At 65.6% G+C, this 19024-nt stretch carries 12 protein-coding genes; 6 read left to right on the top strand and 6 right to left on the bottom strand.

The annotated features are described in order from the left end of the window. The first annotated feature begins 88 nt into the window (after window positions 1-88). The 3 genes from glgX to treZ are packed head-to-tail and all read left to right on the top strand — an operon-like array spanning window position 89 to window position 6443. Window positions 89-2290, top strand: a complete 2202-nt coding sequence (gene glgX, locus IWX77_RS07675) for a glycogen debranching protein GlgX (RefSeq protein ID WP_196843934.1) — start codon at window positions 89-91, stop codon at window positions 2288-2290. A 32-nt stretch (window positions 2291-2322) separates the two neighbouring features. Then, complete coding sequence (gene treY / locus IWX77_RS07670; protein WP_196844010.1) at window positions 2323-4692, top strand: malto-oligosyltrehalose synthase; 2370 nt, start codon at window positions 2323-2325, stop codon at window positions 4690-4692. Then, entirely contained in the window at window positions 4689-6443 is a 1755-nt protein-coding gene (gene treZ, locus IWX77_RS07665; protein WP_196843933.1) for a malto-oligosyltrehalose trehalohydrolase, read from the top strand. Before treY ends, treZ begins: the two co-directional genes overlap by 4 nt. An 18-nt stretch (window positions 6444-6461) precedes the next feature. On the opposite strand, the gene IWX77_RS07660 is transcribed toward treZ, so the two are convergent. Next, window positions 6462-9308 (bottom strand): FAD-binding and (Fe-S)-binding domain-containing protein, encoded by a 2847-nt coding sequence (locus tag IWX77_RS07660; protein WP_196843932.1) that lies wholly within the window; start codon window positions 9306-9308, stop codon window positions 6462-6464. Continuing rightward, window positions 9308-11062 carry an L-lactate permease gene (locus tag IWX77_RS07655; protein ID WP_196843931.1) on the bottom strand — a complete coding sequence of 585 codons (1755 nt, stop codon included), beginning with the start codon at window positions 11060-11062 and terminating at the stop codon, window positions 9308-9310. Before IWX77_RS07655 ends, IWX77_RS07660 begins: the two co-directional genes overlap by 1 nt. A gap of 140 nt (window positions 11063-11202) precedes the next feature. On the opposite strand from IWX77_RS07655, the gene IWX77_RS07650 reads away from it, so the two are divergent. The 3 genes from IWX77_RS07650 (at window position 11203) to IWX77_RS07640 (ending at window position 13225) form a co-directional block, all read left to right on the top strand. Further along, on the top strand, window positions 11203-11904 hold the full coding sequence (locus IWX77_RS07650) for a GntR family transcriptional regulator (protein ID WP_442784440.1): 702 nt from the start codon (window positions 11203-11205) through the stop codon (window positions 11902-11904). 7 nt (window positions 11905-11911) lie between these two features. Then, window positions 11912-12391, top strand: coding sequence for a hypothetical protein (locus tag IWX77_RS07645; protein WP_196843930.1), 480 nt, complete (start codon window positions 11912-11914; stop codon window positions 12389-12391). An 87-nt stretch (window positions 12392-12478) separates the two neighbouring features. Then, window positions 12479-13225: an enoyl-CoA hydratase/isomerase family protein gene (locus IWX77_RS07640; protein ID WP_196843929.1), complete on the top strand. Its 747-nt coding sequence runs from the start codon at window positions 12479-12481 to the stop codon at window positions 13223-13225. 225 nt (window positions 13226-13450) lie between these two features. On the opposite strand, the gene IWX77_RS07635 is transcribed toward IWX77_RS07640, so the two are convergent. From IWX77_RS07635 to pdhA, 4 genes are all read right to left on the bottom strand, one after another. Further along, complete coding sequence (locus tag IWX77_RS07635) at window positions 13451-14833, bottom strand: DUF2079 domain-containing protein (protein WP_196843928.1); 1383 nt, start codon at window positions 14831-14833, stop codon at window positions 13451-13453. Between the two features lie 482 nt (window positions 14834-15315). Further along, the gene (locus IWX77_RS07630) at window positions 15316-16761 is read right to left on the bottom strand and encodes a dihydrolipoamide acetyltransferase family protein (protein ID WP_196843927.1); all 1446 of its coding nucleotides are present in this window, start codon (window positions 16759-16761) and stop codon (window positions 15316-15318) included. Further along, a complete protein-coding gene (locus IWX77_RS07625) occupies window positions 16761-17780 on the bottom strand; it encodes an alpha-ketoacid dehydrogenase subunit beta (RefSeq protein WP_196843926.1) in 1020 nt (339 codons plus the stop codon). The genes IWX77_RS07630 and IWX77_RS07625 overlap by 1 nt, the downstream gene beginning before the upstream one ends. Next, window positions 17777-18919, bottom strand: coding sequence for a pyruvate dehydrogenase (acetyl-transferring) E1 component subunit alpha (gene pdhA / locus IWX77_RS07620; RefSeq protein ID WP_196843925.1), 1143 nt, complete (start codon window positions 18917-18919; stop codon window positions 17777-17779). The genes IWX77_RS07625 and pdhA overlap by 4 nt, the downstream gene beginning before the upstream one ends. Window positions 18920-19024: the final 105 nt, after the last annotated feature.

Below are 19024 nucleotides of genomic sequence, written 5' to 3'. Positions count from 1 at the left end.
TGCCTGTAGCGTATTATCCAAGCGCGCACGCCGTCTTGTCGCTCAACCTCGCACCTGACCGTGTCCCACCTTCATCCCGAGGAGTCTCATGGAAACTTGGCCCGGAACCGCCTACCCCCTCGGCGCAACGTTTGACGGGAGCGGTACCAATTTCGCGCTGTTCAGCGAAGGCGCCCAACGCGTCGAGCTGTGTCTCATTGACGAAGACGGAGGTGAGACGCGCGTCGAAGTGCGCGAGTCATCCGCTTATATCTGGCACTGCTACCTGCCGCTCGTTCAACCGGGCCAGCGCTACGGGTATCGGGTGCACGGTGACTACAATCCGGCGGCCGGCAACCGGGCCAACCCGAACAAGTTGCTGCTTGACCCCTATGCGAAGGCGGCGACAGGGATCATCGACTGGGATCCCTCGCTGTTCTCCTACGATTTCGATGACCCCGACTCGCCGAACAACGAGGACTCCGCCTCGCACATGATGCTCGGCGTGGTCGTGAACCCGTTCTTCGATTGGACCGGTGACCGGGCGCTGCGCACGCCCTACAGTGAGTCGTTCATCTACGAGGCACACGTTAAAGGCCTCACCAAGCTGCAAGGCTCGGTACCGGAAAGCCAGCGTGGCACCTACGCGGGATTGGCGCACCCGTCGGTCATCGAACACCTGCAAAAGCTTGGCGTGACCGCCATCGAATTGATGCCCGTGCACCAGTTCGTCAACGACGGCATCCTCGTGGAACAGGGCCTCAACAATTATTGGGGCTACAACACCATCGGGTTTTTCGCGCCGCACAACGCGTATTCCTCGACCGGTGACCTCGGCCAGCAAGTGCAGGAATTCAAGGGCATGGTGCGCAGCCTGCACAACGCCGGAATCGAAGTTATTCTCGACGTGGTCTACAACCACACCGCCGAGGGCAACCACATGGGGCCGACCCTCTCGTTCAAAGGCATCGACAACGAGGCCTACTACCGACTGATGGACGACGACAAGCGGTACTACATGGACTACACGGGCACCGGCAACACCCTCAACGTGCGTCACCCGCACGTGCTGCAGCTCATCATGGACTCGCTGCGCTACTGGGTACTCGAAATGCACGTCGACGGCTTTCGGTTCGATCTGGCCTCGGCCCTGGCCCGCGACCTGTACGAGGTCGACAAGCTCTCCACCTTCTTCGAGCTCGTGCAGCAAGACCCGATCGTGTCGCAGGTCAAACTCATCGCCGAGCCGTGGGACGTCGGCCCCGGCGGCTACCAAGTGGGCAATTTTCCCTCCCAATGGTCGGAGTGGAACGGCAAATACCGCGACACCGTGCGCGATTTCTGGCGCGGGGAGCCCTCCACACTCGGTGAATTCGCCTCCCGAGTGGCGGGATCGGCGGACCTCTACGAACACTCCGGGCGCCGCCCGATGGCGTCGATCAACTTCGTCACCGCGCACGACGGCTTCACCATCGCCGACCTGGTGTCGTACAACGAAAAACACAACGATGCCAACGGCGAAGACAACAACGACGGCGAGTCACACAACCGGTCGTGGAATTCCGGCGTTGAGGGTGCCACTGATGACCCCGAGATTCGTGGGCTTCGCGCTCGGCAGGCACGCAACTTCATTTCGACACTGTTGTTGTCGCAGGGGGTGCCGATGCTGCTGCACGGCGACGAGCTGGGCCGCACCCAGCTCGGCAACAACAACTCCTATGCGCAGGATTCCGAGCTGACCTGGGTGCACTGGGACGAAGCCGATGTGCCGCTGATCGAATTCACCGCGGCCGTGTCCCGCCTGCGCCGGGAACACCCGACGTTTCGGCGCAGTCGATTCTTCGACGGTCGCCCCGGAAAACGGGTGGCGGGTGAGTCATTGCCCGACATCGTTTGGCTCAACACTGTTGGTGAGCCGATGGCGCCGGAGGACTGGGACGAAAATCTTACCCGAACGGTCGCCAAGTTTCTCAACGGCAACGGGATCCGCGAGCGCGACGTGCGCGGTCAGGACGTCACCGACGTGAACTTTCTGCTCCTGTTCAATGCCGACGATAAGGACGTCGAGTTCACGCTGCCGCCCGACGAATATGCCCCAGCCTGGGAGATTGTGGTCGACACCGCCGGTGAGGGGGCCGATTCCATTGCCCGCCCGGCGGGAGCCATTCAAACGGTAGCGGGCCGCTCCCTCGTGGTGTTGCGCGCCTATCACGAACCCGAAGTTGCGCCCGATCACTCCGTTGCGGCTTCCCTGGCCGGTGCCACCGGCCTGATCACGCTACCGAGCCTGGACGAAGAGCCGGGCCAGTGACCTTCGACAGAGAACATTTTGCGACGGGGCCAGTGGCCGTGCCGTTGTCGACCTACCGCCTGCAGATCACGGCGGGTTTCGACCTCGATGCTGCGGCGAAAATTGTCGGCTACATTCGCGATCTCGGCGCCGACTGGGTCTACCTGTCGCCGCTGCTGAAAGCCGAAGCAGGATCGGACCACGGTTACGACGTTGTTGACCATTCCCTCGTCGACCCGGCGCGCGGCGGAGCGGCTGCCCTGGACCGGCTCGCTGCGGCGGCGCACCAGGCCGGGCGGGGCGTGCTCGTGGACATCGTGCCCAACCACGTGGGCGTTGCGACGCCCTGTCACAACTCCTGGTGGTGGGACCTGCTGCAGAACGGCCAGCAGTCGCGGTACGCCGAGGCCTTCGACGTCGACTGGGCGTTCGGCCAGGGCAGAATTCGCATTCCCGTGCTCGGTGACGAAGACAGTGGGAACGATTCGGGCGGTGACGGTCCGGGCGAGCTCGACCGGCTGGAGCTCGTGGACGGCGAGTTGCGCTACTTCGACAATCGTTTTCCGATAGCAGCCGGAACGGTCGAGCACGGTGCGAGCCCGGCCGACGTGCACGAACGGCAGCACTATGAGCTGGTGAACTGGCGCCGCGCCGATGCCGAACTGAACTATCGTCGATTCTTCGCCGTGAATAGTTTGGCGGGCATTCGCGTCGAGGTGCCGTGGGTGTTCGATGAGTCGCACGCCGAGATCGTGCGCTGGGTGCGAAACGGCCTTGTGCAGGGACTGCGGGTCGACCACCCGGACGGCCTCGCCGACCCGGCTGGCTACCTCGATGCGCTGAGCCGGGCGACCAACGGTGCCTACGTGCTGGTGGAGAAGATTCTCGAGGGGCGCGAGCAACTGCCGACGAGCTGGGCGACCGCTGGCACCACCGGGTATGACGCCCTCGCCGACGTCGACCGGGTGCTCGTTGATCCGGCCGGCCAGAACGCCCTCGACGCCTTGGAGTCCCGGCTGTACGACGATGGCGCCGCATGGGGAGACCTGGTCTATCGCAACAAACGCTCGGTGGCCGATGGCATTCTGCGCTCCGAGGTGCTGCGCATCGCCCGTCTGCTTCACAGAGACGATCCGAGCGCCGAGCACACCGCCGACGCCGTGGCCGAACTGCTGGCCTGGTTTCCGGTTTATCGCTCCTATCTGCCGCTGGGCCTCGAGAATCTCCAGGAGTCGGCAGATCGGTCTATCGCCCACCGCCCGGAACTCGAGAGCGAGATCACCCGGCTGCTGCCGCTGCTGGGCGACCCCGCGCATCCGGCCGCCGCACGCTTTCAACAGACTTCGGGCATGGTCATGGCCAAGGGCGTCGAAGATCGGGCCTACTACCGGTTCAGCCGGCTGACCTCCCTCAATGAGGTGGGCGCCGATCCTAACGAGTTTGCCATATCGGTTGCGGAATTCCACGACCGGCAGCGCATGCGCCAGGCCGGGTTTCCACACTCGATGACGACGCTGTCGACCCACGACACCAAACGCGGCGAAGACGTTCGGGCTCGCATTTCGGTGCTCGCCGAGATGCCCGCCGAGTGGGAGGCCGTGTTGGAGCACCTGCGGGCGCTGCATCCGCTCGGGGATGCCCCCGTCGAGAACCTGCTCTGGCAGGCGATTGTCGGCGCCTGGCCGGCCAGCCGGGAACGGCTCGCGGCCTACGCGCTCAAGGCGGCGCGCGAAGCCGGCACGTCGACCACCTGGACGCAGCCGAACAACGATTTCGAAGCGGCCATCGACGACCTCGTCGCGGCCGCCGTCCGGCCGGGGCCGACCCACGACCTCGTCACCGGCCTGGCAAGCCGGGTGCAGCAGGCCGGCTGGAGCAATTCGCTCTCGCTCAAACTGTTGCAACTGACCATGCCGGGGGTTCCCGATGTCTATCAGGGCAGTGAATTATGGGAGACCTCGCTCGTCGACCCCGACAATCGTCGTCCGGTCGATTATGAGCTGCGCCGCGAGCTGCTTACCCGCATCGACAGCGGGTGGTTTCCCCCGGTCGACGAGAGCGGCGCCGCCAAGCTGCTGGTCACGTCACGGGCCCTGCGGCTGCGCCGAGACCGGTCGGACCGCTTCACCCGCTACGCCCCTGTGCCCGCCTGCGGGACGGCCGCCGGCCACGTCGTGGCGTTCGATCGCGGGGGAGCGATCACACTCGCCACCCGGCTGCCGATCGGGCTGCAGGCGGCTGGTGGCTGGGGTGACACGACGATTGCCGTGGCCGGCCGCAGCTACCTCGATCTGCTCACGCAGGAACGCTTCGATGGACCGAGCCTTCGTGTCGCTGACGTGCTCGCGCGTTACCCGGTGGCGCTGCTGGTCGCCGCCGGTGACCGAGATCATCTTTCCACCCCCACAGGACGACACGCATGAACGCTCAGAAATTCGCAATCTGGGCGCCCGACGCGCAGGCCGTGCAGGTTCAACTGGGTCAGGACCGGCTGGAGCTGGCGGCGGGAGACGATGGGTGGTGGGAGCTGCCGGCATCCACTCGCCGTAACGTCAGCGGCGCGATGGACTACGGGTTCATTGTTGACGGGCGCGGACCGTTCGCCGACCCGAGGTCACGGCGCCAGCCTGCCGGGGTGCACGCCCTCTCGCGTACCTTCGACGCTTCCGCCCACGTCTGGCAGGACACGGACTGGACCGGCCGACAGCTCGCCGGCGCCATCATTTACGAGCTGCACGTGGGAACGTTCACGCCCGAGGGCACTCTCGACGCGGCCGCCAGCCGGCTCGATCACCTGCAATCGATCGGCGTTGACTTCGTCGAACTGTTGCCGGTGAACGCGTTCAACGGCACGCACAACTGGGGTTACGACGGTGTTCTCTGGTATGCCGTGCACGAGGGCTATGGCGGCCCGACCGCGTACCAAACCTTCGTCGACTCCTGCCACCAGCGCGGCATCGGCGTTATTCAGGACGTCGTCTACAATCACCTCGGGCCGAGCGGCAACTACCTGCCACAGTTCGGCCCGTACCTCAGCGAGGCCGCCGGCAACACCTGGGGCTCTTCGCTCAATCTTGACGGGCCGCACTCCGACCCGGTGCGTCGCTATATTCTTGACAACGCGCTGATGTGGCTCGGTGACTACCACGTCGACGGACTGCGCCTCGATGCGGTGCACGCGCTGCACGATGCGAGCGCCACCCACCTGCTCGAGCAGCTCGCCGTCGAGGTCGCCGCTCTCAGCGCCGAAACCGGGCGACCACTCACCCTTATCGCCGAGTCCGACCTCAACGACCCCCGCCTCGTGACCCCGCGCGACGCCAACGGCTACGGCCTCGACGCGCAGTGGAGTGACGACTTCCACCACGCCGTGCACGTCGCGCTCACCGGCGAAACGACCGGCTACTATGCCGATTTCGAACCGCTCAGCGCCCTCGCCAAGGTGCTGTCCCACGGGTTCTTTCACGACGGCACCTACTCGAGCTTTCGCGAGCGCACCCACGGCCGCCGCATCGACCTCGAGCGGATGCCCACGTGGCGGCTGGTCGTCGCCTCCCAGAACCACGACCAGATCGGCAACCGTGCCGTCGGCGACCGACTGAGCGAGCAGCTCGACACCGGTCAGCTTGCGATTGCTGCCGCGTTGACGCTGCTCGGCCCGTACACGCCCATGCTGTTCATGGGTGAAGAGTGGGGAGCCACGACGCCGTGGCAGTTCTTCACGTCGCATCCCGAACCGAAGCTCGGCGCCGCCACCGCCACCGGCCGCATCAACGAATTCGCCCGCATGGGCTGGGATCCGGCGCAGGTTCCCGACCCGCAAGATGTGCAGACGTTCGAACGCTCCAAGCTGAACTGGAAGGAAGCCACCGAGCCGGAGCACGCGCGCTTGCTCGGGTTCTATCGGGAGCTGGCCGCGCTGCGGCGCAGCCGCCCGGACTTCACCGACCCCCGGTTCGACCAGATCGCCGTCGAGTTTGATGCGGGAGCGGGCTGGCTGCGGCTGCACCGCGGCGGCGCCAAGATTCTGATCAATCTCAGTGCGCAGCTGGTGCACATCCCGGCCGGGAGGGGCGACGTCGTGCTGTCCTTCGCGACCGGCGGTGATGCCGTGCAGGGCCGGCTGCCGCACTCCCTGCAGCTGGCGCCGCACTCGGTCGTGGTGCTCGCCTGATCTCACGCTCTCGGGTTGTCAGGCGGGGCGCGATACCTCGTTGAGCAACTCCAGCACGTGCCGGTACGGCGCTTTGGTCGCCCGTGTCATGCCGAGTTCACAGGTGCGGTTGCACGAGGCGTGCGCGGTCGAGTCGAGGGCGACGATCTCCTCGGATTGAATCCGGGTGGCCGATTCGGTCAGTTCGGGGTGAAGCATGCCCCGGTCTCCGGCGAATCCGCAGCATCCCCAGTTCTCGGGTACGTCGACTTGGTCAGCGACTGCGCCCGCCACACTGTCGAGCGCCGCGTTGATTCCCATCCGAGTCGACGAGCACGTGGGATGCAGCGCGAGCGATTCGAGCTTGACGTACTCGGGAAGGGAAGGCAAAATGTGCGCGGCGGCGAATTCGACCGCGTCCATCACACTCAGCCGATTGGCGCTCGTGTCGCTCTCGATTGTCTGCCGCAGCCCCTCGGTGCACGAGGAGGCGTCGCAGATGATGGTGAGTTCGCCATCATTGGTGGCCGCATGCAGCGCCGCGAGGGTGCGCGCACGCATGGTGGCCTGGCCCGCCGCCATGCCTTTGGACGCCCAGGGCGTGCCGCAGCACAGTGTGTCAATGCCCGGTGGAACGAGCAGGGTGATGTCGGCCCGCTGGCACAGCTCTTCAAAACTGACCTGCACGCCGGGAGTGGCAGCATCCGCCGCGCCAAACATGGTGCTGACGCAGGCCGGAAAGTACACCACGGATGCCGCTTCCAGAGGAGCTGGGCGCGCGCGCGACACCCCGCCGGTCGGCAGTTCGCCGGAGTAGAGCGGCACGGTGTCGGTGCCGAGCACGGCGCGGGCGATCTTGTTCGGGCCCAGCACGAGCGGGGTCGGCACCTTCTTCACCACGCTCAGTGCGAGGCCCGCCCCACGTGTCACGGTGCCCCAGTTCTGTGCGGCGACGTTCCAGAGGGCATTCGCAACCGGATTCGCATCTTGTTTACGCAGACTCTTGACGAGCAGTCCGGTGTCAATATTGACCGGGCACGCTGTCTGGCACATGCCATCGACCGCACAGGTTTGCACGGCGTCGTAGTCGTAGTCCTTTGTGAGTTCGGCGACGAGGTCACTGTTGCCGTCGATGCGGGCTTGTTCGATGGCACGCAACGTCACGATGCGCTGCCGCGGGGTGAGCGTGATCTCGCGGCTCGGGCAGACCGGTTCACAATAGCCACACGACACGCAACGATCGACTTCCTCGGCCACTGCGGGCGTGGATTTGATGTCGCGCAGGTGAACTTCAGCGTCGTCGTTGATCAGTACACCCGGGTTGAGCATTCCCACGGGATCGCAGAGGCGTTTGATCTGGCGCATGACGTCGTAGAGCTCATCACCGAACTGGCGGCGAACGTACGGTGCCATTACACGTCCGGTGCCATGTTCGGCCTTGAGCGAGCCACCCTCGCCGAGCACGAGGTCAACCATGTCTTCGGTGAAATTGCGGTACCGATCGAGTGACTCAGTGCCGGCGAAACCGTCGGTGAGCATGAAGTGAATATTGCCGTCTTTCGCGTGCCCGAAGATTACGCTGTCCCGGTACTGGTAGCGCTCGAACAAATTCGTCAGCTCGATGCACGTGCGGCCGAGCGCCGGAACCGGCACGACGACGTCTTCGAGCAAGGCCGTCGTTCCCGGCGGTCGCGCACCGGCCACCGCCGCATACAGGCCCTTGCGCAGGTGCCATATCTGGGCGCGCGCGCCCGCATCGCTGCTGAACTCGGCCGGGCTGCTGAGGGCCAGTCCGGCGGCAAGTGCCAGCCCGGTCGCCTGCAACTCGGCGAGGTGTCCTGCGTTGTCGGCGTGGTACTCAACGAGCAACGTTGCGTGGTCGCGCACGGCCAGATCGCGGATGATCGGGGGCGCGTCCGGCAGGCTCTGTCCCACCTTCAGGGAGAGTGCGTCCATGAGTTCGAGGGTCGCCGCTCCCGTGTCGACGAGCGCGGGCAGGGCGGCGTTGGCCGCCTCCAGATCGTCAAACACCATGAGGCTGGTGGTGACGTGAGCGAGCTTGGGAACGGTGCGAAACACGGCCTCGGCTACGAAACCGAGCGTTCCCTCACTTCCCACGATGAGGTGCGCAAGGATTTCCGCCGGTCGATCATGGTCGAGCAACGCGTTGACGCCATAGCCCATGGTGTTCTTCATGGAAAATTGGTGCTCAATCGTCGCCACGGACGTGGGGTTGCCGCGAACCCGCCGCGCCAAGCGGAGCAGCCCCTCGTGCAGCTCGGGCTCAAGGGCCCGAAGACGCTCGTCGGCATCCGTCGTTCCGGTGTCGATGACCGTGCCGCTCGGCAGTACGACGATGAGTGATTCGAGGGTGCGATAGGCGTTGTCTGTGGTGCCGCAGGCCATGCCCGACGAGTTGTTGGCGATGACGCCGCCGATTGTGCAGGCGGACTCGCTCGCCGGATCGGGCCCGAACTTGCGCCCATACCGGGCGAGCCGGTTGTTGAGGGCACGCACCGTGACACCGGGCTGAACCCGAACGCGCCCGCCGGCGTCCAGCACCTCAATTTTCTTGAAATTGCGCCGCACATCAACGAGCACGCCGTCGGTCAGGGCTTGACCGCTGAGGCTGGTTCCGCCGGAACGGAACGTGAGGGGGATGCCCTGGGCGGCGCTGACCGCGAGCAGTTGGCCGACTTCGTGCGCGTTCTCGGCCACGACGACCGCTTGAGGGATCAGCAGAAAGTGGGAAGCGTCGTGGGCGTTGGCGTGCAGGTCGATGGCCCGGCTCTTCACCCGGGTCGGGTCGTGCACGGCCGTGCGCAGCGAATCGAGCAGCGTCGACGGGGATGCGGAACCGTCGTGTCGCGTCAGGGTGTCCGTCATTACGGAACCATCCAGCCCAGCACGGGAGTCGACTGCAGCACGATGAGGATCGTGATGAGCGCGAGCAGGCTCAGACTCCAGCCGAGTAGCTTGCGGAACAGGGTACCTTCCTCCCCGGCCAGGCCGACAGCCGCCGCGGCGACGGCGAGGTTCTGCACACTGAGCATTTTACCGAGTACACCGGCGGAGGAATTTGCGGCCGCCATGAGCACTGGCGACAGGCCGGTCTGCGTCGCTGCAGCGACCTGGAGCTGGCCGAACAGCGAATTCGAGGAGGTGTCCGAGCCGGTAAGTGCCACCCCGAGCCAGCCGATGACGGGAGAGAGCACGGCGAAGAACACGCCAGTTGTGGCAAGGGCGACACCGAGGGAATTTGTCTGGCCCGAGAGGTTCATGACAAACGACAGGCTGAGCACGGAGGTGACGGTGACAATGGTCCAGCGCAACTGCACGAGCGTCTGCCAGTAGATGGCCAGGCCCTGGCGAATCGACATCCGGTAGAGCGCCATCGTGACGATACCGGAGAGCAGCAGCAGGGTGCCGGTGGCTTTGAGGTGGTCGAATTTGAACGTCTGTGCAGGAACCGGGTCACCGGCGGCGTTCACGACGTCGAGCCCCGGCCACTGGAACGTCACGCTGCCGACGACACTCAGCCATGCCTTGACCGCCGGAATTTGAGCAATCGAGAAGATGCCCATGATGATCAGGTACGGAGCGATCGACGTCCAAACGTGTGCTGCCGGTGGGCGCGTCGTCTTCTCGAGTACTGCGATGGAGCCGGTTGTCGGGGCCACGGACGTTGCTGGTGCCGCGGAGACCGGGTGCAGGGGCACACCGATCCTCGGTTCGCTGGCCGATGAGGCGTCGGTGGGAGCACCATCCGTCACGCCGATGATCTCTTTCGGCTGCCAGAAGCGCAGCATGATCAGCACGGCAATGATGGTGGCCACGGCGGCCACGACGTCGGTGAGTTCGACCGCAAAGAAGTTCGAGGTGACGAACTGGGACAGTCCGAAGACGAGGCCGGCAATGAGGGCTACCGGCCAGGTCTGCTTGAGTCCGCGCTTGCCGTCGACCATGAAGACCAGGATGAGGGGAACCAGAAGAGCAATGAAGGGAGTCTGCCGGCCTGCCATCTGAGACAAGTCGTGGATGGGCAGGCCGGTCACTCCGTTGAGGGCGATGATCGGGGCGGCCATCGCACCGAAGGCCACCGGCGCCGTGTTGGCGAGGAGGGAGACCAGGGCCGACTTGAGCGGCTTCATGCCGGCAGCCATGAGCATGGCAGCCGAAATGGCAACCGGGGCGCCGAAACCGGCGAGCGACTCCATCAGGGCGCCGAAACAGAAGGCAATCAGGATTGCCAGAATGCGCAGGTCATTGGTGATCGAGCGGATAGTGCGGCCGAGCACCTCGAACCACCGCGTCGCCACGGTGAGTTTGTAGATCCACAGCGCGTTCACGAGGATCCACAGGATCGGGAACAGCCCGTAGAAAGCTCCGGCGGCGGCGGCGCTCAGCGCCTGGCCGACCGGCATCTGCCAACCGACAATGGCAAGCACAACGGACAGCAGCAGGCTGGCGAGGGCTGCCTTGTGTGCCTTGACGCGAAAGACGCCGAGCAGCACGAAAAGAAGGACGAGCGGCAGCGCGGCGCACGCCGCTGAGAGGATGAGGTTACCGGATATCGGGTCGGTGATCTGTAGGAATGAGTCCGATTCGAACGGACGGACGGGCTGGGCAATGAAATGCATGATGATCTCTCCACACTGAGGTTGCGTCATATGCCGATGACGATTGAAATATTGTCTAACAAGTATTCACGTATGTCAACAATTCCGGTTGTCTTGTCTGGCAAGATTGGGTGGTCCGGTTCTTTCGGATAGGAGAGGCGGTGTCCGTGGTTATTCCCGTTGCGGCAATTTCCATCGTGGATGCGATCGCGAATGACCTGCGCGAGCGGCTGTTCTCGGGTGGGCTCACTCCCGCGGCCGCGCTGACCGAGACAGACATTGCCGGTACTTACGACGTCGCGCGTCCCACGGCCAAAGCTGCCATTGAGCGGCTTGTCGCCGAAGGGTTGCTCGTGCGCGGCGCACACAAGACCGCCCGCGTGGCCGATCTCAAACCCGCAGACGTGCGCGACATCTATCTCGCCCGCGCTTACCTGGAGAGTGAGGTTCTACGCCGACTCGCCCGAGCGCGTTCGGTTCCGGCGGAGGCGGTGCGCGCCAACGCCGAAATCGCCGCGTTGACCGACGAGGCACCGCTGGCGGTCGTCGAGCCCGACATGCGATTTCATATGAGCCTCATCGACGCCGTCGGAAATGAGCGGATCAGCAAGATGTACCGCTCCCTCGTGAGCGAGGTACGCCTGTGCATGACTCGAGTGCAAGCCCTCAAGCTTCTTGACACGTCCATGATCCACGACGAACATGAGCGCATCCTCGCGTTCCTTAGCGCGGGCGAGAGCGAGGCCGCGGCCCGGCTGCTGGACGAGCACCTCGCCCGAGCCCGCGAGAGGCTCGCCGCGGCACTCGGCGGCTCTGCCGACCCAGCGGCATTCAGACCGTCCACCCCGCTGTCCGCTGAGTGAGACCGACATGGCACACTTCCTCACTGCGTCCACCCGAGCGGCGCTGGACTCTCTGATCGCTCTCGACGATGGCGTCGCGGCGGATCCGCTCGAGCGGCTGCGCGCCATCCGCTCACTGCGAACGGCCCTCGATATCGACCCGGCCACCATCGGCGCCGTTCGCTCCGCGCTCACGACCGAGAAATCGTGGGAGGAGATCGCAGACGCGACCGGGCTCAAAGTGCCCGCCGCCAAATGGCGTTGGGGTGGCAGCGATGACGAAATTACCGACCGGCTCGAAGCAGGCCGTAAACGATCAGCGCGGCCGAGCAGCATACCGACCGACCTGCCGGGACTGTCCGTCGCCGAGGCCGCGACCGCGCGCGGTGTCAGCACCCAGGCCATCTATCTTCAGGTGCGCCGCGGAAACCTGGTCAGCCGTACCGTGACCCTGCCCGACGGGCGCAGCTATAAGCGAGTCTTCCCGGCTGGTACGCCCGATTCCTGACCATTCCTGCGGCGCAATTTTGCACACGTACCCTTCTGCCCCAACTTCACGCCCACTTCACACCGACTTCAACGGAGACGTCCCACAATGAACAACACCCCGACCACCCTGTCGATTCAACGCCGCGCCGACCGGGTGCACGTCGAACTCGACCGGCCCGACGTGCGCAATGCGATCGACCAGATTATGATCGATGAACTGCACGCGATCTGCGCGGAGCTGGAGCAGCAGCCGCGCATCCTCATCATCAGCGGCGCGAACGGCGTCTTCGCGTCGGGTGCCGACATCGCCCAGCTGCGCGAACGCCGCCGCGACGACGCGCTGCTCGGTATCAATTCCGGGCTGTTTTCGCGCATCGCTAAGCTGCCGATGCCGGTCATCGCCGCGATCGACGGCTGGGCGCTCGGTGGCGGAGCCGAGCTTGCCTACGCCGCCGACTTTCGCATCGCGTCCACGAGCGCGCGGCTCGGCAACCCCGAGACGGCGCTCGGGATTCTGCCCGCCGCCGGCGCGCTCTGGCGCCTGGCCGAGTTGGTCGGTGAGCCGGTAGCCAAGGAGATCATCCTGGCCGGGCGCATCCTGAGCGCCCCGGAGTGCCTCGCCGTGCATCTGGTCACCGAGGTGCATGACCCCGACGACCTGGTGGCCGCCGCGCACGCGCTGGCGGACCGCATTGCCTTGCAGGACCCCCTCGCAACCCGCCTGGCCAAGGAGGTTTTCCACGCGCCGCGGGCGTCTCATCCGCTTGTCGACAACGTCGCCCAGTCGATCTTGTTCGAGTCCGACGCCAAATTCACCCGAATGGATGCTTTCCTCGCCCGTCGAAAGCGCTAGTCGCGGTCGGCGGAGCCGGCGCGTTGTTCAGACTGCGCCACGGGGCCGGCGCGTAATGGCATGAGGTGAGCGCTCTGGCGGGCTTTTCGGCCGGTGAATGATCTTGGGAACGAATGACACTGGTGACCCGACCGGCCGGCCCACCTTCGGAAACTGGGCCCTTGATCTCTTGGGCCCAGTTTCCAGGCCCGGCCCCGGAAAAGAGAGGGCCCGCGCAGGCTTGGTTCAGCGGGTGCGAGCCACTTCATAGCCGCCGGCGGAATAGATCGTCGTGAACGTGGCTCCGGGGTGCAGTGCCGTGCCCACGATCTGCGCCGAGCTCCACTCACCGGGCAGGCCGCCCGCCTGCAGGTCGATCACGAGATAGTCCGGCAGGGGATTGTGGTTGCCGAGCCAGTAGACATCCGTTCGTTCCACAAGGTAGTTCATGAGGCCGATGTCTGATTCGACCCGGGCGCCGTCGGGCACAACCTGCAGTGCGGCATTCGCGGCAGCTGCACGATCCGTCGAAAAGTTCGCGGGAATATCAGTGAGCTTGAACAGCGGCAGCGTTGTGGCGAGCACCAGCGCGGAGACAATCGAGACGGATGCCGCCTGCCGCCCGTAGCCGCGCAGCCAGTGCCGCCGGCTGGTGCGCAGGAGGGCGATGCCGTCGAGGCCGGCGCAGAACGCGATCGGCATGAGTACGGCGCTGTACTGCCAGGTGGGCCCCCAGTAGCCCGAGTTGTCGGACAGAAACCGCCAGGCTAGCGTCGGCAGCAGTACGAGCGCGAGCGGTGACCGTACCGCGATGACGCCGGTGGCGACGAGGAGCAGGGCCAGGGTCAGACCCTTCTGCGGCTGAAACAACGCGGCCGGGTCATTCACAATCCCGAGCAGGTCGATGCTGCTCGAATACGCCCAGGCCCCGTTCGGGTTGAGCACCGGCAATATCACCAGGCTCGCCAGGACGAACCAGCCCACGCCCCAGACGGCGAGCCAGATGCCCAGAGGTCGACGGCTGCGTACGGCGAGCACGAGGCCGAGTGCGGCCACGGTGAGTCCAAGGTCTTCCTTGACAAAGACGAGCGGTATCGCCCACAGCAGGCAGGCCAGCCACTTGCGCAGCAGGAAGGCGGTCAGCGACAACGCCAGTAGTGGCACGGCGAACGCAATTTCGTGGAACTGCGCCTCCACTGCGCCCTGGAGGCCCCAGCTGAACGCGAAAGCGAGCCCGAACAGCGTGCCGGTGAGCGGGCCGAGCAGTCGGATGGCGCCAGAGGTCAGGGCGGCAGCAGCGAGCCCGAACAGCGCGTTCTGCACCACCAGCAGGGTGAAAGCGTGCGGGAACACGGCGAAAACGGGCCCGAGCGCCACCAGGAGCGGATGAAAGTGGTCACCGAGCAGGTTGAAGCCGTCGCCCTTGATCGTGACGATCGGTGCCTCGAACGCTGCGTACTGCCGGGCCAGCTGGGTGAAGATGCCGAGGTCCCAGGACGGAGCGGCAACACTGCGCCACTGCAGGGCCGAGAACACGGTGTATAACGCAGTCGTCACGAGCCCGACGCCGGCCGGCAGCAGGAACGGCTGCAGCGCGCGCGGTGGCTCACCGAAGCGAAATCCCCTCATTCGACCACGCTAACGCACGGGGTCAATTGCCTGTGCCGGATCCAGTAGCAGGAGAGGACCTTTGGCCCTGTTTTCACCGCCCGGCTACGGAGCACACTACAAGCGTGTCCCAAACAATGGCACGCTCGGAGATCGCATGACACTCACTTGCCCCTTCTGCCGTTCCCAAGCCCGGCTGAGCCCGAATCCGGCTCACGCCGAGCGCAACTCGCTTCCCGTCTACATACTCAAATGCTCCGGATGCGACCACACCAGTGTGCGCGTCGCCGCGCTTCGTAATCAGCTGGCTGCCCGAAACGCCACTGCGGGCATCCGACACCACCTCTGACACCCCCCTGACACCCTTTCTGACGCCTTTTCTGACAGCACCTTAAGGCGGCATATCCCGATAATCCTCGTGACATCCCCACGCCATCGAGGACAGAAACACCTTCACATCCCCGCCTCGTACGGAGGTGTTCTCCTACTATGGTCGGGCGGTCCTACAGGTCGGCGAGCAGGCTCACCGGGTTTTCGATGCAGCGGGCCACATAGGTGAGGAAACCGGCGGCGGTTCCGCCGTCGCAGACCCGGTGATCGAACACCATCGACAGCTCCACGACCGTGCGCACCGCGAGTTCGTGATTGACCACCCAGGGCCGCTCGATCATGCGCCCGACTCCGAGGATCGCCGCCTCGGGGTGGTTGATGATCGCCGCCGAACCGTCGACGCCGAGCGACCCGAAATTGTTCAGGGTGAAGGTTCCACCGGTGAGCGCGCTCGGCGCAAACGTGCCGTCGGGCGATCGAGCCACGAGCTCCGCGAGGGAATCGCGCAACGTTCGTGTGCTCATGGCATGCGCGCCGTGGATGACGGGCACCATCAACCCGCGCGAGGTCTGCGCCGCAATGCCGAGATTCACGGCATTGTGCTGCAGAATCTCCTGGCTGGCAGTGTCGACCGAGGAGTTGAGCTGCGGATATTGGCGCAAACCGGCCACGACGAAGCGCGCGATGAGCGCCGTCACGCTGAACCGCTCGCCGGTCGCCTGCAACAGCTGATCGCGGGCCGCGAACAGGGCGGTCGCGTCGACATCGAGCCAGATCGTCGCCTCGGGAATCTCCCGTCGCGACGTCGTCAGCCGCTGGGAGACCACCTTGCGCAGCCCGGAGATTGGGATGCGGATATCGACGTTCTCATCGACAGCGTGCGTGGCGGATGCACTGGTGGATCGCGGCGCCTGAGGGGAAGGCAGAGCTCCGACCGGTGCAACCGATTCCGAATCCGTGCGCGTCTGAATGTACTCCTCGACGTCGCTGCGCAGCACCAGTGCGTTCTGACCGCTGCCGGCCAGCATGCTCGCATCGAAGCCGTGGGCGCGCGCGAGTCGGCGCACGATCGGCGACACGACGGGGGAGCGGCGGGCCGGGTCGAGAATGACCGTCGAAGCAGATGCCGGAGCCTCGGCCTCCGGCTCGGCCTCCGGCTGGGCCTCAATGGGCGTCGGCACGGGCCGAACCGGGGTATCCGCTGCCGGGGAGACGAGAACGCTCGGAGTGAGCGCGCCGCCGAAGCGCCCGGCGGCTACCCGTCTGGCCGGTCGAGCGCTCTCGGTGGTGCCGTACCCGACAAGTACCGCTCCAGAACCCTCGGACGGTGCGGCAGCGGCCGGAGCCACGGTCGGAGCCACGGCCGGAGCCACGCTGGCCGACGCATCCACGACGGTCAGCAGCACCTGGCCGGCGTGAATGACCTGCCCGGGTTCACCGAACAGGCTCGCCACGACACCGCCGTAGGGCGAGGGCAGCTCCACGATCGACTTGGCCGATTCGACCTCAACCACGGCCTGGTCGATGACGATCGTGTCGCCGGGAGCAACCAGCCAGGCCACAATCTCGGCCTCGGTCAGGCCCTCGCCGAGGTCGGGCAACAGAAACTCGCGGCTCATCAGGACCACTCCCAGGTCGACAGTGCGGCGAGTATGCGGTCGGGGGTCGGCAAGAAATACTCCTCGAGCTTGGGCGACGGATACGGAATGTCGAAGCCGGTGATGCGCAGAATGGGTGCGGCCAGGTAGAAGAAGTTGCGCTCGGTCAGGCGGGCGGCCACCTCGGCGCCGTAGCCGCCGAACTGCGCGGCCTCGTGCACGATGGCGGCCCGACCGGTCTTGCGAACGGATGCCCCCACCGTCTCGTCATCAAACGGAGACAGGCTGCGCAGGTCGATGACCTCGATCGAGAGCCCCTCGGCCGTGGCCTGCTCGGCCGTGGCCAGGGCCGTTTTAACGGTCGGCCCGTAGGCGATGAGCGTGACATCGGTGCCTTCCCGCAGCACGACCGCCCGGTTCAGCGGCTCGGTCTGCACCGGCAGGGCGAGGGAAGCCTTGCTCCAGTAGCGGCTCTTCGGCTCCATGAAGATAACCGGGTCGTCGCTCGCAATGGCCTCACGCAGCATGGAGTAGGCGTCGGCCGGGTTCGACGGGCTCACCACGGTGAGTCCGGGCGTCGCCGTCCAGTACGCCTCGGAGGAATCGGAGTGGTGCTCGACCCCGCCGATGTCACCGGCGTAGGGAATGCGAATGACGATCGGCAGCGGAATCTTGCCGCGCGTGCGATTGCGCATCTTTGCCACGTGCGACACGATCTGCTGAAACGCCGGATAGCTGAACGCGTCGAACTGCATCTCCACGACCGGGCGCAGGCCGTACATGGCCATGCCGATCGCGGTCCCCACAATGCCGGCCTCGGCCAGCGGGGAGTCGCTCACCCGGGTCTCCCCGAATTCTGCGTAGAGCCCGTCGGTGACCCGAAACACGCCGCCGAGCGGTCCGACGTCTTCGCCGAACAAAACGACGGAAGGATCATCGACCATCGCGTCGCGAATGGCCGCGTTGAGCGCCGCGGCCATGGTCAGGTTTTCTGGCGCGCGCACGGCGGTGCCGGTCTCCAGACTCTGCTGGGGGCTCATCGGGTGCCCTCTTCGCTGATGACAGCGGATGCCGCGGCATCGCCGTCGAGTTCGGCCGCCAGAAAGGCACGCTGCTCGGCCAGGGCGGCCCGCGGGGTGGAATAGACGTGCTCGAACAGTTCGAGCGGATCGATGACTGCCTGCTCGGTCATGCAGTCGCGGGTTGTCGTGGCGAGTTTCTCGGCGGCCGCCATAATCTCGGCGCGCACCTCCTCGGAGAGCGCGCCCTGCGCGACGAGGTACTTTTCCAGGCGTTCGATCGGGTCGCGGCTGCGCCACAGATCAACGTCGGCGGTCTTGCGGTAGCGGGTGGGGTCATCCGAGTTGGTGTGTGCCTCGATGCGGTAGGTGAGGCCCTCGATCAGGGTGGGGCCGTTGCCGCTGCGGGCACGGTCCATGGCCGCCGCGATGACGGCATACATTGCGGCGACGTCGTTGCCGTCGACGTAATAGCCGGGCATGCCGTAGCCGATTGCCTTGTCGGCGATGGTGCGGCAGGCCATCTGCTTGTCGAGCGGCACGCTGATCGCGAATTGGTTGTTCTGCACGACAAAGACGACCGGAGCCTGCCAGACGGCCGCGAAGTTGAACGCCTCGTGGGCGTCGCCCTCGCTCGTGGCGCCGTCGCCGAGCAGGGTGAGTGCCACGGTGTCGTCGCGCTTGAGCTTCGACGCGGTGGCGAGGCCGACGGCGTGCAGCGCCTGGGTGGCGAGCGGTGTGGCCTGCGGGGCGATGCGGTGCTGGTGATAGTCGTAGCCGCTGTGCCAGTCGCCGCGGAACGAGGCGAGGATATCCTTCGGCTCGACGCCCCGGGTGAGCAGCGCGATGCTGTCGCGGTAGGTCGGAAACAGCCAGTCCTGCGGGGCGAGTGCGGCGACGGCGGCGATCTCGCAGGCCTCCTGACCGAGCGCCGACGGGTAGGTGGCGAGGCGCCCCTGCCGGGTGAGGGCGGTGACCTGCACGTCGAAACGGCGGGCGATGACCATCTGACGGTAGAGACCGAGCAGCGTCGGGACGCTTGGCAGAGTGAAGCCGCCGCTCTCGCTTTCGGCAACCGCGCGACCGGTGTCATCGATCAAACGAAGGGGTGGGGGTGCCAGCACGGCTGTCAGCGGCGTGCTCTCGACATTGAGACTCATAACCCAATGGTGCGCCCTTTTCGGGGCCGTGGCGGCACATTTTCGCAGTTGTGAACGATTGGCGGACCAGATGCCAGACGGGGGCCAATTGGCATTCATACACCG

The organism is Cryobacterium sp. CAN_C2, from assembly GCF_015751745.1.
GTDB lineage: Bacteria > Actinomycetota > Actinomycetes > Actinomycetales > Microbacteriaceae > Cryobacterium.
The sequence above is the reverse complement of the archived record's forward strand: the minus strand, read 5'-3'. Positions and strand labels throughout refer to the sequence as shown.

Bases quoted from the DNA above. Each gene is read 5' to 3' on its own strand.
- IWX77_RS07625 (WP_196843926.1), bottom strand. From the start codon at position 17,780: ATGAGCCCCCAGCAGAGTCTGGAGACCGGCACCGCCGTGCGCGCGCCA.
- IWX77_RS07635 (WP_196843928.1), bottom strand. From the start codon at position 14,833: ATGAGGGGATTTCGCTTCGGTGAGCCACCGCGCGCGCTGCAGCCGTTC.
- pdhA (WP_196843925.1), bottom strand. From the start codon at position 18,919: ATGAGTCTCAATGTCGAGAGCACGCCGCTGACAGCCGTGCTGGCACCC.
- treZ (WP_196843933.1), top strand. From the start codon at position 4,689: ATGAACGCTCAGAAATTCGCAATCTGGGCGCCCGACGCGCAGGCCGTG.
- IWX77_RS07630 (WP_196843927.1), bottom strand. From the start codon at position 16,761: ATGAGCCGCGAGTTTCTGTTGCCCGACCTCGGCGAGGGCCTGACCGAG.
- glgX (WP_196843934.1), top strand. From the start codon at position 89: ATGGAAACTTGGCCCGGAACCGCCTACCCCCTCGGCGCAACGTTTGAC.
- IWX77_RS07660 (WP_196843932.1), bottom strand. From the start codon at position 9,308: ATGACGGACACCCTGACGCGACACGACGGTTCCGCATCCCCGTCGACG.
- IWX77_RS07640 (WP_196843929.1), top strand. From the start codon at position 12,479: ATGAACAACACCCCGACCACCCTGTCGATTCAACGCCGCGCCGACCGG.
- IWX77_RS07655 (WP_196843931.1), bottom strand. From the start codon at position 11,062: ATGCATTTCATTGCCCAGCCCGTCCGTCCGTTCGAATCGGACTCATTC.
- IWX77_RS07645 (WP_196843930.1), top strand. From the start codon at position 11,912: ATGGCACACTTCCTCACTGCGTCCACCCGAGCGGCGCTGGACTCTCTG.